A 19,947-nucleotide genomic window follows, 5' to 3' on the forward strand; every position below is an offset into this window, starting at 1 on the left:
TCCGGCAGTCGATCTTAACCTTTCATGTCCCGCAGACGGCGGCTCAGCCAGATTCCGTGGTGCGGTCGCTGACGCCATGCTACCGACGAAATGGTGTGCATGGTGTTCAGATGCCCCAGTATCCGTTGCAGATGCTGCTCAAGGGTGCTTAACGGACCGTGGGATAGCATCTCTGGCGCTTCGAGAATATTCACATCGCCTGAGCTTCCCGGTCCGTCATATTCCAGCCGCTGCTGACAGCGCTGGAGCGCAATTTCACAGGATTCCAGATACCGCTGCGCTAAATCCGGCGTCAGCATTGTGTGTTCCCTTGCCAGTGTGGTCATCGCGTTGATGTGCTCGACGATGAACTGGCTGTGCGTGACCCACAGTTTCATGTCCGCCAGGTAGTGCGAGTTGAATCCTGGCTCCTGCATCGCCTGGTTCAGTGAGTTGAACAACGTGTTATGCGCCTGATTGACCCGCATGCGTTGGTACGCCAGCGGCGTGGCCTGCGGATCGTTGCTGAGGATCAGGCGAATGGCCTCCTGATCGGCTTCTAACGCATCATGGGCGTTCTTACGCAGCAGGCCGCTCTGCCACTGCGGCCACAGCCAGAGTGTACCGCCAAAGGCGATTAAGCAGCCAATAACCGTATCGACAAACCGCGGCACGATAAACTGTTCTCCGTTCAGCGTCAGCAGTTGCAGGGTGTATACCGCCGTGACCGTAAAACCGACGGTAGCCCAGCCGTAGTTTTTGCGCATGATCAGATAGCTACCCAGGGTAATCAGCAGCATGCCTGCCAGCGTGTAACCTTCCTGAATATGGAAGTGCAGGGTGACCCCGGCAATGACCAGTCCAACGAGCGTTCCTGCTGAACGGTGTAAAATACGTACCCGGGTTGCTCCGTAGCCATTTTGCGTGACGAACAGGATCGTCATCAAAATCCAGTAAGGCTTTGGCAGGTGTAAAGCGCTGCCCATCAGGCTGGCGATACTCAGCATGACGCTGATGCGTCCGGCATTACGCAGCGCCGGCGATTTCAACGACAGATAGTTTTTCAGGGCCGGGATCAGCGGCAACCGACGCTGCTTGTCTGCCATTAAATCTCGGGCGTACAGCGGTCGCTGGGTGCGTAGCACGCGGGCAATACGGCTGAAGTGCCAGTAGCAAAATTGTCCCACCGGATTGTCCGGATGCTGGTTGGCGATTTTCTCCAGCGTGCCAATCTGCTTGTCCATCGAGAAACGGGTCGGCAAGCGGTGATACAAAATATCATCGGCCAGTACCCGAAGGCGTTCGGCGACGGTGCGCGCATTCCAGCGAATCACCTGTTCGGCGTGGCTACGTTCGACCAGCTTTTGCACCTCTTCCGGCTGGTGGAGGCTGACGGAAATATGCTCCTGCAAGTCCAGTGCCTCCTGAAAGGCACGCAGCAGGCGCTTGTAATCGTTGTTGCGATGCGCCGACAGCATATGCATTTGCTGGTAGCACTGGGTAATCAGATCCACCGCTTTCTGCTGGCGAACCAGCAGGGGAGGTAGCGCTTTTTCCGGATCGGCATGCTGGGTCAGCAGGCTGTACTTGGCCTCACAGTAATCGGCTAATTCACGGTACAACAAGCTGAGCGATTCACGGAGCGGCTGCTCGCGCCACATCCAGAACCAGAACCAGTTGAACAGGCCGTACCATAACGTGCCCAGCGCATAGATCAGCAACGGTTCCCAGACGGGCATGTTCCCGACCAGGCTTAGCGTGAAAATCGCGGCGATAAGTGAGGCCGGTAACAGTCGGGCATGCAGAGGGCTTAGCTCGGCGGTTACGCCAAGAATCAGCGTCAGTCCGGTGAGGATAAGCGGCAGCGGTATGGCCTGTGCCAGCAGCAACTGCATGATCAGACTGCAACCGGCAAACAAAGACGCGCCAATAGCTAAACGTTTGAAAAAGCGCTTATGCGGGGTATCAAGACCAGCAATGTTGCAGCAGGCAGGGACCAGGGAGAAGAGGAGTCCCAGATGAAGCTGACCGATGATCAGACCAACAGCCACAGGTAAACATAGCACCAGCGTCTGCCGTAGTGCGTAGTTGATCTCTGGGTGGTATATCAGTCTTCGCCACATCGGTGTAAACAAAAGTGGCGCATCACTGAGTAACGCGCCACTTCGATGGGGTTAACGGGTGCCGTAGACGACGATGGTCTTACCGTGTGCGGAGATCAGGTTTTGATCTTCCAGCATCTTCAGAATACGACCAACGGTCTCACGGGAGCAGCCAACGATCTGGCCGATTTCCTGACGGGTGATTTTAATCTGCATGCCGTCCGGGTGGGTCATCGCATCAGGCTGTTTCGCCAGATTCAGCAGAGTCTGCGCGATACGACCCGTTACGTCGAGGAAGGCAAGGTTGCCGACTTTTTCAGACGTGACCTGCAGGCGACGAGCCATCTGTGAAGACAGGCGCATCAGAATATCCGGGTTGACCTGGATTAATTGGCGAAATTTTTTGTAGGAAATTTCAGCGACTTCACATGCGGTTTTGGCACGTACCCAAGCGCTACGTTCCTGACCTTCTTCGAAGAGGCCTAATTCACCAATAAAATCGCCCTGATTCAGATAAGAAAGGATCATTTCTTTCCCTTCTTCATCTTTGATCAGCACTGCCACTGAGCCTTTAACGATGTAATACAACGTTTCCGCTTTTTCACCCTGGTGAATCAGCGTGCTCTTCGATGGGTACTTATGAATATGGCAATGAGACAAGAACCATTCGAGAGTCGGGTCTGTTTGCGGTTTGCCAAGCACCATGCGCGGTTATCCTCTGTTATAAGCTGTCTCCAGAGCCAGAAAACGACGCTGCCTCTGGGTTTGCAAAAATATGCTTCCCGCTACCTGGGAAAGGGGCTGTCAAAAATTAACTGCAGCCTGTAATGTGATGTCCTCTGCATACATGCAGTACGTCAATGTATTACTGTAGCATCCTGACTGTTTTAGCATAGCTTTCGCCGTGTGTCTCCTGGTGTCTCGCTTCAGCATGACGCAGGTCGCCTTCCGTTGCGAGAATTGTTATGTACGCGTAATCTGTCAGGAAAATTGAAACATTGGAGTTACGAAATATGCAAGCGCGTGTAAAGTGGGTTGAGGGGTTAACCTTCCTCGGTGAGTCCGCCTCTGGTCACCAAATTTTGATGGACGGTAACTCCGGTGATAAAGCGCCGAGCCCGATGGAAATGGTATTAATGGCTGCGGGCGGTTGCAGCGCAATTGATGTGGTTTCGATCCTGCAAAAAGGTCGTCAGGATGTGACCAACTGCGAAGTGAAACTGACCTCAGAGCGTCGTGATGAAGCGCCGCGCCTGTTTACCCACATCAACCTGCATTTCATCGTAACGGGTAACGATCTGAAAGATGCGTCCGTTTCGCGCGCAGTCGATCTCTCTGCGGAAAAATATTGCTCCGTGGCGCTGATGCTGGAAAAGGCGGTGAACATTACCCACTCCTATGAAGTGGTTGCTGCTTCGTGATGTCATGCCTGATGGCGTTTCACTTATCAGGCCTACAGGATATAAACGCGTAGGCCGGATAAGGCATCAGCCGCCATCCGGCAAAATAACACCTTACTCTATCTTTTTGCCTTCCATCAGTCGCTGGACCAGCGGCAGCATAATCAATTCCATCGCCAGACCCATTTTCCCGCCCGGAACAACCAACGTATTGATATGGGAAATGAATGATCCCTGCAGCATGGCCAGTAGCCACGGGAAGTCGATCCCTTCCAGGTTCCGAAAATGAATCACGACAAAGCTTTCATCCAGGGATGGAATACTTTTGGCGGCAAAGGGGTTGGAGGTATCAACGGTCGGTACGCGCTGGAAGTTAATATGCGTACGGGAAAACTGCGGCGTAATGTAATTGATGTAATCGTCCATTGAGCGCACCACTGAGTCCATCACCGCTTCGCGCGAGTGTCCCCGCTCGCTGGTATCGCGGGTCAGCTTCTGAATCCATTCCAGGTTCACGATCGGCACTACGCCAACCAGCAGATCGACATGCCGGGCCACGTTTTGCTGTGGGGTTACGACGCCGCCGTGCAGTCCTTCATAGAACAGTACATCCGTCGGTTCAGGCAGCGGCTGCCAGGGCGTAAATGTACCCGGAACCTGATTCCACGGTACGGCCTCATCGTAGGTGTGCAGATATTTTCGCGACTGACCTTTGCCCGTCTGGCCGTATTCGATGAAGGTTTGCTCCAGCAAACCGAAGTCATTAGCTTCGGGGCCGAAATAGCTGATATGCCGCCCGGCATCGCGCGCTTTGCGAATCGCCATGTCCATTTCCGGACGGGTATAACGATGAAAACTGTCACCTTCCACCTCGGCGGCGCGCAGATTTAACTGCGCGAAAATTTTACGAAACGCGAGGCTGGTGGTGGTGGTCCCCGCGCCGCTGGACCCTGTTACCGCAATCACCGGATGTTTGGCAGACATAACAACTCCATGAATAGGTTGAATTTTTATTATAGTCGGCCGTCGGCTACGGATTACTCGTGAATCTGCTTCCTCGGCATAATGTTGACCGTTTCATGCAGTTCGGACCATACCAGCACGGCTTCACCAGATTGGAGTTGGCGTTTGACGTCGGCGACTTTTTGTTCGAGCGAGCGTTCATGTTCACCATAATCGGTGCCTTCGCGCAAGACAAAGCTTTCAATCAGATTGTCCAGCGCGTCCGGGGAGATGTCTTGCCAGGGGATGATCATGATGATGCCTCCAGATACGTTGTCAGCCAGTCCGGGATTCTGGATTCCAGCCACATCTCAGGACGGCGCACCGTACCGCCAATGAATCCGACGTGGCCGCCGTGTTCCGTCAGTTGATACTCTACCTGTGAGGGCAGATTTTCCGGTTTAGGGATCACGTGATGATCCATAAACGGATCGTCCTTGGCATGGATAATCAGCGTGGGTTTGGCGATCTGGTTGAGCAACGGCATAGCGCTACACTGACGGTAATAGTCTATAGCATCGGCGAAACCGTGGATTTTTGCGGTGATCAGATCGTCAAAATCGCGAATGCGACGCAGAGATTTCAACTGGCCCAGACTCACCGGCAGCGAGCCTGGATATGCCTCTAGCTTGCGCGAGGCATTGGCTTTCAACAGGTTTAGCAGGTAGCGCTGATAGACCCGGGAGAATCCCTTGTCCATATGGTAACTACAGGCTTCCAGCACGAAAGGCGCGGAAACGATAACCGCGGCATCAATTGGAATCTCAGTACCTTCTTTTGCCAGCAGGCAGGCCAGCATGTTTCCACCGAGCGAATAGCCTACCGCCGCGGTCGGCACGCGACCGAACTCACGTGCCAGCCAGTGTAAAAACCAGGTGCCATCTTCTGTTTCACCGGAGTGATAAATACGGTTCAGACGATTGGGTTCGCCGCTGCAGCCGCGAAAATGCATCACCACGCCCAGCCAGCCGCGCTTTTGCGCTGCTTCAATCAGGCCATGTGCGTACGGGCTGTTCAGACTGCCTTCCAGACCGTGAAAAACCACCAGGCGCGGTTTGTGTTTCGCCTGTTGCGGATCTTCACTCCATGCCAGATCGACAAAATCACCGTCGGGCAATTCCAGACGCTGCCAGTGGGCGTCGAACTTCACCTTGCGGCGAATTAAACGCGGCAGCATCGTCTGCAGATGGCGGTTACTGATACCGCGCATCGGGCGGAATTCTCGCGAATCGTCGGTAGGTGGAGTTATTTCTGTGGACGTGATTTCAACCATAACACCAGAGCAATTAATAATCGGAAAGAATAACTATACCGCGCACAGCGCGTGCGGGTTAGCCAATATGTGATTTTGTCGCGAGTCAGTCAGCAGGCAATCATCGGCTATAGTGCCGGATGGCGGCTTCGCCTTATCCGGCACTCATGATTACTCGGCCAGCATCTGCTCAAGCTGTTCCTGAGCCTCCAGCCAGGCCATTTCGCACTCTTCCAGTCCGGATTTCGCACTGGCCTGCTGCTGCAAGCATGCCGTGAGTTCGGCTTTGCGGCTTTGGTCGTACAGCTCGCTATCGCCGAGTTTTTCTTCCGCCTGTGCCAGCTGTGCGTGCAGTTTCTCCATCTCTTTTTCCAGACGGGTAATCTCTTTACGTAGCGGTTGCGTCAGGGTGCGTAGTTCAGCTTCGCGACGCTTCTGGTCTTTACGTGCCTGGGCGCTGTTAACGCTCTCTTTTGCCGGTTCGTCGCTCTGGTTTTCCTGTTTTTGCACATCGCTCAGCCACTGCTGATAATCCTCAAGATCGCCATCAAACGGCTCGACTTTCTTGTCGTGCACCAGATAGAGGTCATCGGTAGTGGAGCGAATCAGGTGACGGTCGTGCGAGACCACAACCAGCGCGCCTTCGAAATCGATCAGCGCTTCGGTCAGCGCCTGACGCATATCCAAATCCAGGTGGTTGGTCGGTTCATCAAGCAGCAGCAGGTTCGGGCGCTGCCAGACGATCAATGCCAGCACCAGACGCGCTTTTTCACCACCGGAGAAGCGGCGAGTCTCTTCGCTGACTTTATCGCCCTGGAAGCCGAATCCGCCGAGGTAGTCTCGCAGTTTCTGCTCCAGCTCCTGCGGCGCCATGCGCGCCAGGTGCTGAATAGGTGATTCATTGGCGCGTAAAAACTCCAGCTGGTGCTGTGCGAAGTAACCCAGCTTGATGCCTTTTGCCAGGCCAATCTCGCCGCTGATGGGGGCCAGTTCGCCGGCCAGCAGCTTAATCAACGTAGATTTACCCGCGCCGTTGCGTCCGAGCAGGCCGATGCGAGACCCCGGTACCAGATTCAGTTTGATCGAATCGAGAATGACGCGATCGCCGTAGCCGGCGCTGACCTTTTCCATCTTTAACAGTGGGTTCGGCAGGCTTTCCGGCTCGCGGAAGCTGAAGTGGAACGGGTTGTCCACGTGCGCAGGGGCAATCAGCTCCATGCGTTCCAGCATTTTGATACGGCTCTGCGCCTGCTTTGCTTTGGTGGCTTTAGCGCGGAAACGATCGATATAGCTTTGCAGATGCGCCACGCGCTCCTGCTGGCTTTCGTACATTGCCTGTTGCTGTGCGAGGCGGGTCGCACGCTGGATTTCAAACGCGCTGTAGTTACCGGTGTACTCGAACATCGTTTGCTGTTCGATATGAATAATTTTATCCACCACCGGATCGAGGAAGTCGCGGTCGTGGGAGATCAAAATCAGCGTGCCCTGATAGCTTTTCAGCCATCTTTCCAGCCAGATCACCGCGTCGAGATCGAGGTGGTTGGTCGGTTCATCGAGCAGCAGCAGGTCTGAACGGCAAATCAGCGCCTGAGCCAGGTTGAGACGCATACGCCAGCCACCGGAGAAATCGCTGACGGGACGTTTAAGCTGTTCGTTGGAGAAACCGAGGCCATGCAGCAGGCTGGCGGCGCGTGAGCGCACAGTCCAGGCGTCGATGGCATCCAGCTTGCCATGGACGGTGGCAATGGCATGTCCATCGTTACGTTCGTTGGCATCGTTCAACTGTGCTTCCAGTTGACGATACTCGCGGTCGCCGTCAATCACATACTCCAACGCCGGCTGTGGCAACGCAGGCGTTTCCTGATTAACCCACGCGAGCTGCCAGTTTCCCGGATAGGTAAATCCTCCGGCGTCGGCGCTGAGTTCATTTTTCAGCAATGCCAGCAGGGTAGATTTACCGCAGCCATTTTTACCTACCAGGCCAACTTTCTGCCCTGGATTAATGGTGGCCGTGGCATTTTCCAGCAAGACGCGCACGCCGCGACGAATTTGTAACGATGAGAAAACAATCATAAGGCGCCGTATGTTCAGACTATGTTAATTTATCATTATGATAATGTAATGTGTGGGCCATTTGCCGCACCGAGGCGCAATGGTAGCCCAAAACGTCGAAAATAGACAAAAGACAAAACCGGGAGGGGGATGATGTTCCAGCCAGCGAAAGTCTTGCTGCTGTATGCCCATCCGGAATCTCAGGACTCGGTCGCGAACCGGGTACTGCTTAAACCGGCCATGCAGCTCAGCAATGTTACCGTGCGCGACCTGTACGCGCACTATCCTGACTTTTTTATCGACATTCCGCATGAGCAGGCGCTGCTGCGCGAGCATGATGTGATTGTTTTTCAGCATCCGCTCTACACCTATAGCTGCCCGGCGTTGTTAAAGGAGTGGCTTGACCGTGTACTGAGCCGAGGATTTGCCAGCGGCCCCGGGGGGAATCAACTGGCGGGAAAGTACTGGCGGAGCGTTATCACTACCGGCGAGCCGGAAAGCGCCTACCGCTATGACGCGCTAAACCGTTATCCAATGAGCGATGTACTGCGCCCTTTTGAGCTAACGGCCGGTATGTGCCGCATGCACTGGATGAGCCCTATCATTGTCTACTGGGCCAGACGGCAAACGAAACAGGAGCTGGACAGCCATGCGAAAGCGTATGGTGACTGGCTGGCGAATCCGATCCCTGTGGGAGGCCGCTGATGGAAGGTTCTGATTTATTGACTGCCGGCGTGTTGTTCCTCTTCGCGGCGGTGGCTGCCGTTCCGCTGGCCTCAAAGCTGGGTATCGGTCCGGTGCTGGGTTACTTGCTGGCGGGGATTGCTATTGGCCCATGGGGATTAGGGTTCATCAGCGATGTGGATGAAATCTTACACTTTTCCGAACTGGGCGTAGTTTTTCTGATGTTCATCATTGGGCTGGAACTTAATCCAGCCAAATTGTGGCAATTGCGGCGTTCAATTTTTGGCGTCGGCGCCGCGCAGGTGATGCTAAGTGCGGTCGTGCTGGCAGGGCTACTGATGCTTACAGCGTTCTCCTGGCAGGCGGCAGTGGTTGGCGGCATTGGTCTGGCGATGTCATCCACCGCTATGGCGCTACAGTTGATGCGCGAAAAAGGCATGAATCGCAGTGAATCCGGACAACTGGGCTTTTCGGTGCTGCTATTTCAGGATCTGGCGGTGATCCCCGCGTTGGCGCTGGTTCCGCTGCTGGCGGGGTCTGCTGACGAACATTTTGACTGGATCAAAGTGGGGATGAAGGTGCTGGCCTTTGCCGGCATGCTGATAGGTGGACGTTATTTGCTGCGTCCGGTTTTCCGCTTTATTGCGGATTCTGGCGTGCGGGAAGTGTTCACCGCCGCCACGCTGCTGTTAGTGTTGGGTTCTGCTTTATTTATGGATGCGCTGGGTCTGTCGATGGCGCTGGGGACCTTTATCGCGGGCGTTCTGCTGGCGGAAAGCGAATACCGACATGAGCTGGAAACGGCAATCGATCCGTTTAAAGGCTTGTTGCTTGGCCTGTTTTTTATCTCCGTAGGTATGTCGCTTAACCTTGGCGTGCTCTATACCCATATTTTGTGGGTGGCGGCGAGCGTGATAGTGCTGGTGGTAGTAAAAATGCTGGTGCTGTATGTACTGGCGCGTCTTAACGGCATGAGAAGCTCAGAACGGATGCAGTTTGCCGGGGTTTTAAGCCAGGGCGGTGAATTCGCTTTCGTGCTGTTTTCAACGGCCTCTTCCCAACGGCTGTTTCAGGGTGACCAAATGGCGCTGTTGTTGGTGACCGTCACGCTGTCGATGATGACCACACCGCTGGTGATGAAGTTGATTGATAAATGGCTCTCCCGCCAGTTTAACGGCACGGATGAAGAAGATGAAAAACCCTGGGTGGAAGATGATAAACCGCAGGTGATTGTGGTGGGTTTCGGGCGCTTTGGTCAGGTTATTGGTCGTCTGTTGATGGCCAATAAAATGCGTATTACCGTCCTGGAAAGAGATATCAGCGCAGTGAATTTAATGCGCAAATATGGCTATAAGGTCTATTACGGTGATGCCACGCAGGTGGATCTGTTGCGTTCCGCGGGTGCAGAAGCCGCACAGTCTATTGTTATTACCTGTAATGAACCTGAAGACACTATGAAGCTGGTGGAGCTGTGCCAACAGTATTTTCCGCATTTGCATATTCTTGCGCGTGCGCGCGGACGTGTAGAGGCGCATGAGTTATTACAGGCTGGTGTGACGCAGTTTTCCCGCGAAACATTTTCCAGTGCGCTGGAGTTAGGGCGAAAAACGCTGGTTACGCTAGGGATGCATCCGCACCAGGCTCAGCGCGCTCAGCTGCATTTTCGGCGGCTGGATATGCGCATGTTGCGGGAACTGATCCCCATGCACACGGATACGGTACAAATCTCCCGAGCCAGGGAAGCCCGGCGCGAGCTTGAGGAGATTTTCCAACGAGAGATGCAGCAAGAGCGACGTCAGCTGGATGGCTGGGATGAATTTGAGTAGAGGTAACCATGGCAATTCGTAAACGTTTTATCGCAGGCGCAAAATGTCCGTCCTGCCAGGCGCAGGATACGCTGGCGATGTGGCGCGAAAATAATATCGATATTGTTGAGTGTGTTAAGTGCGGTCATCAGATGCGGGAAGCGGATAAAGAGGCGCGCGAGCACGTTCGCAAAGAAGAGCAAGTGATCGGGATTTTTCATCCGGACTAGCGATATGGCGCAGCTTTTTTTAAGCTAGAGGGTACACGGGTGCAGAATTCCGCTACAATCTGCGCCACTATTCTTTCCATGCTCAGGAGATATCATGAAAGTAGCAAAGGACCTGGTGGTCAGCCTGGCCTATCAGGTACGTACAGAAGACGGTGTGTTGGTTGATGAGTCTCCGGTGAGTGCACCGCTGGACTACCTGCATGGTCACGGTTCCCTGATTTCTGGCCTGGAAACAGCGCTGGACGGTCATGAAGTTGGCGACAAATTCGATGTTGCTGTTGGCGCAAACGACGCATACGGTCAGTACGACGAAAACCTGGTGCAGCGCGTTCCTAAAGACGTCTTCATGGGCGTTGATGAACTGCAGGTTGGCATGCGTTTCCTGGCCGAAACTGACCAGGGTCCAGTACCGGTAGAAATTACCGAAGTGGAAGACGACCACGTTGTGGTTGACGGTAACCACATGCTGGCTGGCCAGAATCTGAAATTCAACGTAGAAGTTGTCGCTATCCGCGAAGCGACCGAAGAAGAGCTGGCTCACGGCCACGTTCACGGTGCGCACGGTCACGACCACGATCATGACCACGGTCATGACGGTTGCTGCGGTGGTCACGGTCACGACCATGGTCACGAGCACGGTGGCGAAGGCTGCTGCGGCGGTGGCGGTAAAGGTAACGGCGGCGGTTGCGGTTGCCACTAATCGTTATACGGCATAAAAAAAAAGCGGGAATATCCCGCTTTTTTTATGTCTCAATAATGTGGCGGCGGGGTCTCTTCAGACTGCGACGCGATGTGGGACGGCTGCGTTGCCTTGAGCTTCTCCGTCAATAAACGCAGATGGTCGCGGAGTTTTGCCATTTCCAGTTCATGCGCGGTCACCGTCACGTTGAGCTCTTCAATGGTTATCTCCTGAAATGCCAGGCGACTTTCCAGTTCAGCCAGGCGAGTTTCCATTGTTGTATCCTGCATGATTCACCTCTTTCTTTTTTCTCCGGCAGATCGCGGACTGCGGCGAATTCTACTTAACTTTGCCTGTTTGCACAGCACTCAATCTTCGGTCACGAAACTAATTTAAACAAAAAGAGTCTGAAAAGTGGTGATAATAGGGCGTGCCCGTATGTTGATTTGTTCTGCAACGCTTTATAGTACATTTTTATGTTAGCTAACCTTGGGGTGAGATGCCCCGGCCCTGGAGATATGGATGAAATCACTGTTTAAAGTAACGCTGCTGGCGACCACAATGGCTGTTGCTCTGCATGCCCCGATCACCTTCGCTGCTGACGCTGCGAAACCAGCCGCTACTGCTGACAGCAAAGCAGCATTCAAGAATGACGACCAAAAAGCCGCTTACGCGCTGGGCGCGTCCCTGGGTCGTTATATGGAAAACTCTCTGAAAGAGCAGGAAAAACTGGGCATCAAACTGGATAAAGATCAGCTGATCGCTGGCGTTCAGGATGCGTTTGCAGACAAGAGCAAACTGTCTGACCAGGAAATCGAACAAACTCTGCAGGCGTTTGAAGCACGCGTGAAGAGCTCCGCTCAGGCGAAAATGGAAAAAGACGCGGCTGACAATGAAGCCAAAGGTAAAGTTTACCGCGAGAAATTTGCTAAAGAGAAGGGCGTTAAAACCTCTTCTACTGGCCTGGTCTATAAAGTAGAGAAAGAAGGTACCGGCGCTGCACCGAAAGATAGCGATACCGTGGTAGTCAACTACAAAGGTACGCTGATTGACGGTAAAGAGTTTGATAACTCTTATACCCGCGGTGAGCCGCTCTCTTTCCGTCTTGACGGTGTTATCCCGGGCTGGACCGAAGGCCTGAAAAACATCAAGAAAGGCGGCAAAATCCAGCTGGTTATCCCGCCGGATCTGGCTTACGGCAAAACCGGCGTACCGGGCATTCCGGCTAACTCTACGCTGGTCTTTGATGTTGAACTGTTAGACATCAAACCGGCACCGAAAGCCGATGCGCAGCCAGATGCTGCACCGGCAGCTAAAGCTGCGGACAGCAGCAAAAAGTAAGTAACCAGATACCGCCGCCCACAGGGCGGCGGTTTTTTATTATCGACAGGATATAATTAATACTGGAAAGCGCCTTGTGCGCTGTATTACTTTAGATGCCCCTATAATAGTGATGAGCCTGCCCTGACAACATAACGACAGGCTCCTGAAAAGGAGTGCTTTTTTTCATGTCCAGGTCGCTTTTAACCAACGAAACCAGTGAGCTAGATTTACTGGATCAACGTCCTTTCGATCAAACCGATTTCGATATCCTCAAATCCTACGAAGCGGTTGTGGACGGGTTGGCGATGCTCATTGGTTCCCATTGTGAAATCGTATTGCACTCTTTGCAGGATTTGAAATGCTCGGCCATCCGCATTGCTAACGGTGAACACACGGGCCGCAAAATTGGCTCGCCGATTACTGACCTTGCGTTGCGTATGCTGCATGATATGACGGGTGCGGATAGCAGCGTGTCGAAGTGTTACTTCACACGTGCGAAAAGCGGTGTCTTGATGAAGTCGGTGACGATTGCCATTCGCAACCGTGAGCATCGCGTGATTGGTCTGCTGTGCATCAACATGAACCTTGATGTTCCATTCTCGCAGATAATGAATACCTTTATCCCACCGGAAACCCCGGAAGTGGGTTCTGCCGTTAACTTCGCTTCTTCGGTGGAAGACCTGGTTACCCAAACGTTGGAATTCACGATTGAAGAAGTGAATGCCGATCGTAATGTTTCCAACAATGCCAAGAATCGCCAGATTGTCCTGAATCTGTATGAGAAAGGTATCTTCGATATTAAAGATGCCATTAACCAGGTCGCCGATCGGCTGAACATCTCCAAGCACACGGTTTACCTCTATATTCGTCAGTTCAAAAGCGGCGATTTCCAGGGGCAAGACAAGTAATGCGTTTTGCCATTATGGTGACGGGGCCAGCTTATGGCACGCAGCAGGCGAGCAGCGCGTTGCAATTTGCTCATGCGTTACTCAAAGAAGGGCATGACCTATGCAGCGTCTTTTTCTATCGTGAAGGTGTGTATAACGCCAACTTCCTGACTTCACCTGCCAGTGATGAATATGATCTGGTGCGGGCCTGGCAACAGCTGAACCAGCAGCATGGCGTGACGCTGAATATCTGCGTAGCTGCGGCGCTGCGTCGCGGCGTCGTTGATGAAACAGAAGCGAAGCGACTGGGACTGGCAGGGGCTAATTTACAATCAGGTTTTAACCTCAGCGGGCTGGGTTCGCTGGCTGAGGCATCCCTGACCTGCGATCGCGTGGTGCAGTTTTAATGAAACGTGTTGCTTTTGTCTTTTCTACCGTGCCGCATGGCAGTTCGTCTGGCCGCGAAGGGTTAGATGCCTTACTGGCGACATCGGCGTTAACGGAAGACCTCGGCGTATTTTTTATCGGCGATGGCGTTTTTCAAATCCTCCAGGGACAACAGCCGGATGTCGTGCTGGCTCGCGACTATATCGCAACCTTCAAGCTGTTAGGGTTGTACGATATCGATCAATGTTGGCTTTGTGCCGCCTCATTACGCGAGCGGGGCCTCCAGCAGGGGGGGGATTTTGTGGTCGATGCGACAGCGTTAGAACCGGAAGATTTACGCCGTGAGCTAGGCAACTATGACGTCATTTTAAGGTTTTGAGATACTCATGCTGCACACATTACATCGTTCCGCGTGGCTTACCGATTTCTCCTCTCTTCTTCGCCTGATTGATAAAGACGATGAACTTTTATTGCTTCAGGATGGCGTGACCGCGGCAATAGAAGGAAGCCGTTTCCTTGAAAGTCTGCAAAATGCCTCCATTAAGGTCTATGTACTGGAAGAAGACATTAAAGCTCGCGGCTTAGGTGGTCAAATTTCAGACAGTGTCGTCAGGGTTAGCTATACTGACTTCGTCAGACTTACGGTGAAGCATCCCAGCCAGATGTCCTGGTAATTGTGGGATCGTTGTATATTTCTTGACACCTTTTCGACACCGACCTAAAATTCTGCGTCCTCATATTGTATGAGGTCGTTTTATTACGTGTTTACGAAGCGAAAGCTACAACCAGGAGCTATTTAATGGCAACAGTTAACCAGCTGGTACGCAAACCACGCGCACGCAAAGTTGCAAAGAGCAACGTGCCTGCACTGGAAGCATGCCCGCAGAAACGTGGCGTATGTACTCGTGTATATACTACCACTCCTAAAAAACCAAACTCCGCACTGCGTAAAGTATGCCGTGTGCGTTTGACTAACGGTTTTGAAGTGACTTCCTACATCGGTGGTGAAGGTCACAACCTGCAGGAGCACTCCGTGATCCTGATCCGTGGCGGTCGTGTAAAAGACCTCCCGGGTGTTCGTTACCACACCGTTCGCGGTGCGCTTGACTGCTCCGGCGTTAAAGACCGTAAGCAATCACGCTCCAAGTATGGCGTGAAACGTCCTAAGGCTTAATGGTTCTCCGTTAAGTAAGGCCAAACGTTTTATATTAATGTCAAACTAAACTCGTAGAGTTTTGGACAATCCTGAATTAACAACGGAGTATTCCCATGCCACGTCGTCGCGTCATTGGTCAGCGTAAAATTCTGCCGGATCCTAAGTTCGGATCAGAGCTGCTGGCTAAATTTGTAAATATCCTGATGGTAGATGGTAAAAAATCTACTGCAGAAACCATCGTATACAGCGCGCTGGAGACCCTGGCTCAGCGTTCTGGTAAAGATGGCCTGGAAGCTTTTGAAGTAGCCCTTGAAAACGTGCGTCCGACTGTCGAAGTTAAGTCTCGCCGCGTTGGTGGTTCTACTTATCAGGTTCCAGTTGAAGTCCGTCCGGTTCGCCGTAATGCCCTGGCAATGCGTTGGATCGTTGAAGCTGCTCGTAAACGCGGTGATAAATCCATGGCTCTGCGCCTGGCGAACGAACTTTCTGATGCTGCAGAAAACAAAGGTACTGCAGTTAAGAAACGTGAAGACGTTCACCGTATGGCAGAAGCCAACAAGGCGTTCGCACACTACCGTTGGTAATCCCTTCGGAGTTTTAGTCACCAGGCGGGCGCTTCTAGTAAGCAGCCCGCTTTGGGCTACTTAAATTGAACGCCTAAAAGATAAACGAGGAATCAAATGGCTCGTACAACACCCATCGCGCGCTACCGTAACATCGGTATCAGTGCGCACATCGACGCCGGTAAAACCACTACTACCGAACGTATTCTGTTCTACACCGGTGTAAACCATAAAATCGGTGAAGTTCATGACGGCGCAGCCACCATGGACTGGATGGAACAGGAGCAGGAGCGTGGTATTACTATCACCTCCGCAGCGACTACTGCATTCTGGTCTGGTATGGCTAAGCAGTATGAACCGCATCGCGTAAACATCATCGACACCCCGGGGCACGTTGACTTCACTATCGAAGTAGAACGTTCCATGCGTGTGCTTGATGGTGCAGTAATGGTTTACTGCGCAGTTGGTGGTGTTCAGCCTCAGTCTGAAACCGTATGGCGTCAGGCAAACAAATATAAAGTTCCACGCATTGCGTTCGTTAACAAAATGGACCGTATGGGTGCGAACTTCCTGAAAGTTGTTGGTCAGATCAAAACCCGTCTGGGCGCGAACCCTGTTCCGCTGCAGTTGGCGATTGGCGCTGAAGAAGCGTTCACCGGTGTTGTTGACCTGGTGAAAATGAAAGCCATCAACTGGAACGAAGAAGATGCAGGCGTAACCTTCACTTATGAAGATATCCCGGCTGACATGCAGGAACTGGCTGAAGAATGGCACCAGAACCTGATCGAGTCCGCTGCGGAAGCTTCAGAAGAGCTGATGGAGAAATACTTGGGTGGTGAAGAACTGACTGAAGAAGAGATCAAAAAAGCTCTGCGTCAGCGCGTTCTGAACAACGAAATCATCCTGGTAACCTGTGGTTCTGCGTTCAAGAACAAAGGTGTTCAGGCGATGCTGGATGCGGTAATTGATTACCTGCCATCCCCAGTCGACGTACCTGCGATCAACGGTATTCTGGACGACGGTAAAGATACTCCGGCTGAGCGTCATGCTAGCGATGAAGAGCCGTTTGCTGCTCTGGCATTCAAAATCGCTACCGACCCGTTCGTGGGTAACCTGACCTTCTTCCGCGTGTACTCTGGTGTGGTTAACTCCGGTGACACCATCCTGAACTCAGTGAAAACTGCACGCGAGCGTTTTGGCCGTATCGTACAGATGCACGCTAACAAACGTGAAGAGATCAAAGAAGTTCGCGCGGGCGATATCGCTGCTGCTATCGGTCTGAAAGACGTGACCACTGGTGACACTCTGTGTGACCCGGATCACCCGATCATTCTGGAGCGTATGGAATTCCCTGAGCCGGTAATCTCCATCGCGGTAGAACCGAAAACCAAAGCTGACCAGGAAAAAATGGGTCTGGCTCTGGGCCGTCTGGCTAAAGAAGATCCGTCATTCCGCGTTTGGACTGACGAAGAATCTAACCAGACCATTATCGCCGGTATGGGTGAGCTGCACCTCGACATCATCGTTGACCGTATGAAGCGTGAATTCAACGTTGAAGCGAACGTCGGTAAACCTCAGGTTGCTTACCGTGAAGCGATTCGCGCGAAAGTTACCGATATCGAAGGTAAACACGCTAAGCAGTCTGGTGGTCGCGGTCAGTACGGTCATGTTGTTATCGACATGTACCCGCTGGAGCCGGGTTCAAACCCGAAAGGCTACGAGTTCATCAACGACATCAAAGGTGGTGTAATTCCTGGCGAATACATCCCGGCCGTTGATAAAGGCATCCAGGAACAGCTGAAATCTGGCCCGCTGGCTGGTTACCCGGTTGTTGATCTGGGCGTGCGTCTGCACTTCGGTTCTTACCATGACGTTGACTCCTCTGAGCTGGCGTTTAAACTGGCCGCTTCTATCGCCTTCAAAGATGGCTTTAAGAAAGCGAAACCAGTTCTGCTTGAGCCTATCATGAAGGTTGAAGTAGAGACTCCGGAAGAGAACACCGGTGACGTAATCGGTGACTTGAGCCGCCGTCGTGGTATGCTTCGTGGTCAGGAATCCAACGTCACTGGCGTTGTTATCCATGCTGAAGTTCCGCTGTCTGAAATGTTCGGATATGCAACCCAGCTGCGTTCTCTGACCAAAGGCCGTGCTTCTTACTCCATGGAGTTCCTGAAGTACGACGATGCGCCGAACAACGTTGCTCAGGCCGTTATTGAAGCCCGTGGTAAATAAGCCACAGGATTAAAACCTAAGTCCCGTGCTCTCTCCCCAGGGGAGAGCACTATAGTAAGGAATATAGCCGTGTCTAAAGAAAAATTTGAACGTACAAAACCGCACGTTAACGTCGGCACCATCGGCCACGTTGACCACGGTAAAACTACCCTGACCGCTGCAATCACCACCGTACTGGCTAAAACCTACGGCGGTGCTGCTCGTGCATTCGACCAGATCGATAACGCGCCGGAAGAAAAAGCTCGTGGTATCACCATCAACACTTCTCACGTTGAATATGACACCCCGACTCGCCACTACGCACACGTAGACTGCCCGGGCCACGCCGACTATGTTAAAAACATGATCACCGGTGCTGCGCAGATGGACGGCGCGATCCTGGTTGTTGCTGCGACTGACGGCCCGATGCCGCAGACTCGTGAGCACATCCTGCTGGGTCGTCAGGTAGGCGTTCCGTACATCATCGTGTTCCTGAACAAATGCGACATGGTTGATGACGAAGAGCTGCTGGAACTGGTAGAAATGGAAGTTCGTGAACTTCTGTCTCAGTACGATTTCCCGGGCGACGACACTCCGATCGTTCGTGGTTCTGCTCTGAAAGCGCTGGAAGGCGAAGCAGAGTGGGAAGCGAAAATCATCGAACTGGCTGGCTTCCTGGATTCTTACATCCCAGAACCAGAGCGTGCGATTGACAAGCCGTTCCTGCTGCCTATCGAAGACGTATTCTCCATCTCCGGTCGTGGTACCGTTGTTACCGGTCGTGTAGAGCGCGGTATCATCAAAGTTGGTGAAGAAGTTGAAATCGTTGGTATCAAAGAGACTGCTAAGTCTACCTGTACTGGCGTTGAAATGTTCCGCAAACTGCTGGACGAAGGCCGTGCTGGTGAGAACGTTGGTGTTCTGCTGCGTGGTATCAAACGTGAAGAAATCGAACGTGGTCAGGTCCTGGCTAAGCCGGGCTCTATCAAGCCGCACACCAAGTTCGAATCTGAAGTGTACATTCTGTCCAAAGACGAAGGCGGCCGTCATACTCCGTTCTTCAAAGGCTACCGTCCGCAGTTCTACTTCCGTACTACTGACGTGACTGGTACCATCGAACTGCCGGAAGGCGTTGAGATGGTAATGCCGGGCGACAACATCAAAATGGTTGTTACCCTGATCCACCCAATCGCGATGGACGACGGTCTGCGTTTCGCAATCCGTGAAGGCGGCCGTACTGTTGGTGCGGGCGTTGTTGCTAAAGTAATGAGCTAATTATTGATTAATTAGCTTTGAGCTTAAAAAGGGCGCTTCGGCGCCCTTTTTGCTGTCCGCGATTTAGCTGTTGTCATATTTATTCGCATTTTTCATTCATTCTCCCGCTGCGTAAATAGCGTTGTGCTATTGTAATCATAACTATTCTCATTTACACTTTGCGCAGAAATTGAACGGGAGCGATCATGTACGTTTGTTTGTGTAATGCGATAAGTGATAAAAAAATACGTCAGGCTGTTCGCCAGTTTCATCCTCAGTCCTTTCAGCAATTACGTAAATTTATTCCTGTTGGAAATCAATGCGGTAAGTGCATTCGTGCTGCCCGCGAAGTCATGCAGGATGAATTAACGCAAATGCCAGAATTTAAAGAGATCGCCTAAGTCACACTCTTTTTTTTGACATCCCTGTAGCCCCATCTACGCTCTAAGAGTGGAAGCGGAGGGACTATAAAATGAAAGGTGATGTTAAAATCATAAATTATCTCAATAAACTATTGGGAAATGAGCTTGTCGCAATCAACCAGTATTTTCTCCATGCTCGTATGTTCAAAAACTGGGGGCTGACTCGCCTCAATGATGTTGAGTACCATGAATCTATCGATGAGATGAAACACGCTGATAAATATATCGAGCGTATTTTATTCTTAGAAGGGCTCCCAAACTTACAGGATCTTGGTAAGTTGGGTATAGGCGAAGATGTTGAAGAGATGCTGCAATCCGATCTTCGACTCGAACTCGATGGGGCTAAAGATTTACGTGAAGCCATTGCCTATGCCGACAGCGTCCATGACTACGTTAGCCGGGATATGATGATCGAAATCCTTGCTGATGAAGAAGGTCACATTGACTGGCTGGAAACGGAGCTGGATCTGCTCCAGAAGATGGGACTTCAGAACTATCTTCAGGCACAGATTCGCGAAGCGTAGACGCACACTTTGCAGAGCGGCAGGCCTGCCGCTCA

At 52.4% G+C, this 19,947-nt stretch carries 22 protein-coding genes and 1 pseudogene; 16 read left to right on the plus strand and 7 right to left on the minus strand.

Annotated elements, in window-relative coordinates; translation table 11 throughout:
- Positions 1-14: 14 nt before the first annotated feature.
- Together GFC06_RS06265 and crp are read right to left on the minus strand one after the other, a co-directional pair.
- A complete protein-coding gene (locus GFC06_RS06265) occupies positions 15-2,102 on the minus strand; it encodes a YccS/YhfK family putative transporter (protein ID WP_016154774.1) in 2,088 nt (695 codons plus the stop codon).
- Positions 2,103-2,153: 51 nt separating this feature from the next.
- Positions 2,154-2,786, minus strand: a complete 633-nt coding sequence (gene crp / locus GFC06_RS06270) for a cAMP-activated global transcriptional regulator CRP (protein WP_000242758.1) — start codon at positions 2,784-2,786, stop codon at positions 2,154-2,156.
- Positions 2,787-3,094: 308 nt separating this feature from the next.
- Here crp and GFC06_RS06275 point away from each other — a divergent pair, with 308 nt between their 5' ends.
- Entirely contained in the window at positions 3,095-3,502 is a 408-nt protein-coding gene (locus GFC06_RS06275; RefSeq protein WP_016154773.1) for an OsmC family protein, read from the plus strand.
- Between the two features lie 93 nt (positions 3,503-3,595).
- Here GFC06_RS06275 and GFC06_RS06280 read toward each other — a convergent pair whose 3' ends face one another.
- From GFC06_RS06280 to GFC06_RS06295, 4 genes and pseudogenes are all read right to left on the minus strand, one after another.
- Positions 3,596-4,465 carry a phosphoribulokinase gene (locus GFC06_RS06280; protein WP_003827751.1) on the minus strand — a complete coding sequence of 290 codons (870 nt, stop codon included), beginning with the start codon at positions 4,463-4,465 and terminating at the stop codon, positions 3,596-3,598.
- Between the two features lie 53 nt (positions 4,466-4,518).
- The gene (locus GFC06_RS06285; RefSeq protein WP_003023615.1) at positions 4,519-4,737 is read right to left on the minus strand and encodes a YheU family protein; all 219 of its coding nucleotides are present in this window, start codon (positions 4,735-4,737) and stop codon (positions 4,519-4,521) included.
- Positions 4,734-5,802, minus strand: a pseudogene (locus GFC06_RS06290) (hydrolase). Before GFC06_RS06290 ends, GFC06_RS06285 begins: the two are co-directional and overlap by 4 nt.
- Before the next feature lie 104 nt (positions 5,803-5,906).
- Positions 5,907-7,808: an ABC transporter ATP-binding protein gene (locus GFC06_RS06295; RefSeq protein WP_153689957.1), complete on the minus strand. Its 1,902-nt coding sequence runs from the start codon at positions 7,806-7,808 to the stop codon at positions 5,907-5,909.
- A 132-nt stretch (positions 7,809-7,940) separates the two neighbouring features.
- Between GFC06_RS06295 and kefG the strand changes: the two genes are divergently transcribed.
- The 4 genes from kefG to slyD all read left to right on the plus strand — a co-directional run bounded on the left by kefG (position 7,941) and on the right by slyD (position 11,206).
- Positions 7,941-8,492 carry a glutathione-regulated potassium-efflux system ancillary protein KefG gene (kefG, locus tag GFC06_RS06300; protein ID WP_016154770.1) on the plus strand — a complete coding sequence of 184 codons (552 nt, stop codon included), beginning with the start codon at positions 7,941-7,943 and terminating at the stop codon, positions 8,490-8,492.
- Positions 8,492-10,297, plus strand: a complete 1,806-nt coding sequence (gene kefB / locus GFC06_RS06305) for a glutathione-regulated potassium-efflux system protein KefB (protein ID WP_043018546.1) — start codon at positions 8,492-8,494, stop codon at positions 10,295-10,297. The genes kefG and kefB overlap by 1 nt, the downstream gene beginning before the upstream one ends.
- Positions 10,298-10,305: 8 nt before the next feature.
- Positions 10,306-10,506, plus strand: a complete 201-nt coding sequence (locus tag GFC06_RS06310) for a YheV family putative zinc ribbon protein (protein WP_016154768.1) — start codon at positions 10,306-10,308, stop codon at positions 10,504-10,506.
- Positions 10,507-10,600: 94 nt separating this feature from the next.
- On the plus strand, positions 10,601-11,206 hold the full coding sequence (gene slyD, locus GFC06_RS06315; RefSeq protein WP_003023634.1) for a peptidylprolyl isomerase: 606 nt from the start codon (positions 10,601-10,603) through the stop codon (positions 11,204-11,206).
- Between the two features lie 50 nt (positions 11,207-11,256).
- On the opposite strand, the gene GFC06_RS06320 is transcribed toward slyD, so the two are convergent.
- Positions 11,257-11,475: a protein SlyX gene (locus GFC06_RS06320; RefSeq protein WP_003023639.1), complete on the minus strand. Its 219-nt coding sequence runs from the start codon at positions 11,473-11,475 to the stop codon at positions 11,257-11,259.
- 232 nt (positions 11,476-11,707) lie between these two features.
- Here GFC06_RS06320 and fkpA point away from each other — a divergent pair, with 232 nt between their 5' ends.
- From fkpA to bfr, 11 genes are all read left to right on the plus strand, one after another.
- On the plus strand, positions 11,708-12,526 hold the full coding sequence (gene fkpA / locus GFC06_RS06325) for an FKBP-type peptidyl-prolyl cis-trans isomerase (protein WP_016154767.1): 819 nt from the start codon (positions 11,708-11,710) through the stop codon (positions 12,524-12,526).
- 167 nt (positions 12,527-12,693) lie between these two features.
- The gene (locus tag GFC06_RS06330; protein ID WP_003023643.1) at positions 12,694-13,416 is read left to right on the plus strand and encodes a helix-turn-helix transcriptional regulator; all 723 of its coding nucleotides are present in this window, start codon (positions 12,694-12,696) and stop codon (positions 13,414-13,416) included.
- The gene (tusD, locus tag GFC06_RS06335) at positions 13,416-13,802 is read left to right on the plus strand and encodes a sulfurtransferase complex subunit TusD (protein ID WP_047501481.1); all 387 of its coding nucleotides are present in this window, start codon (positions 13,416-13,418) and stop codon (positions 13,800-13,802) included. Before GFC06_RS06330 ends, tusD begins: the two co-directional genes overlap by 1 nt.
- Positions 13,802-14,161, plus strand: coding sequence for a sulfurtransferase complex subunit TusC (gene tusC / locus GFC06_RS06340; protein WP_153689958.1), 360 nt, complete (start codon positions 13,802-13,804; stop codon positions 14,159-14,161). The genes tusD and tusC overlap by 1 nt, the downstream gene beginning before the upstream one ends.
- A gap of 7 nt (positions 14,162-14,168) precedes the next feature.
- Positions 14,169-14,456 carry a sulfurtransferase complex subunit TusB gene (gene tusB / locus GFC06_RS06345; RefSeq protein WP_016157620.1) on the plus strand — a complete coding sequence of 96 codons (288 nt, stop codon included), beginning with the start codon at positions 14,169-14,171 and terminating at the stop codon, positions 14,454-14,456.
- 125 nt (positions 14,457-14,581) lie between these two features.
- The gene (rpsL, locus tag GFC06_RS06350) at positions 14,582-14,956 is read left to right on the plus strand and encodes a 30S ribosomal protein S12 (RefSeq protein WP_003023654.1); all 375 of its coding nucleotides are present in this window, start codon (positions 14,582-14,584) and stop codon (positions 14,954-14,956) included.
- A gap of 95 nt (positions 14,957-15,051) precedes the next feature.
- The gene (gene rpsG, locus GFC06_RS06355; RefSeq protein ID WP_016154763.1) at positions 15,052-15,522 is read left to right on the plus strand and encodes a 30S ribosomal protein S7; all 471 of its coding nucleotides are present in this window, start codon (positions 15,052-15,054) and stop codon (positions 15,520-15,522) included.
- Between the two features lie 96 nt (positions 15,523-15,618).
- Positions 15,619-17,733, plus strand: a complete 2,115-nt coding sequence (gene fusA / locus GFC06_RS06360) for an elongation factor G (protein WP_016154762.1) — start codon at positions 15,619-15,621, stop codon at positions 17,731-17,733.
- A gap of 69 nt (positions 17,734-17,802) precedes the next feature.
- Positions 17,803-18,987, plus strand: coding sequence for an elongation factor Tu (tuf, locus tag GFC06_RS06365; protein ID WP_003031109.1), 1,185 nt, complete (start codon positions 17,803-17,805; stop codon positions 18,985-18,987).
- A 185-nt stretch (positions 18,988-19,172) separates the two neighbouring features.
- A complete protein-coding gene (bfd, locus tag GFC06_RS06370; protein WP_003031111.1) occupies positions 19,173-19,367 on the plus strand; it encodes a bacterioferritin-associated ferredoxin in 195 nt (64 codons plus the stop codon).
- 71 nt (positions 19,368-19,438) lie between these two features.
- The gene (gene bfr, locus GFC06_RS06375; protein ID WP_016154761.1) at positions 19,439-19,912 is read left to right on the plus strand and encodes a bacterioferritin; all 474 of its coding nucleotides are present in this window, start codon (positions 19,439-19,441) and stop codon (positions 19,910-19,912) included.
- Positions 19,913-19,947: the final 35 nt, after the last annotated feature.

Source organism: Citrobacter braakii, assembly GCF_009648935.1.
In the GTDB taxonomy this organism is placed as follows: Bacteria; Pseudomonadota; Gammaproteobacteria; order Enterobacterales; family Enterobacteriaceae; genus Citrobacter; species Citrobacter braakii.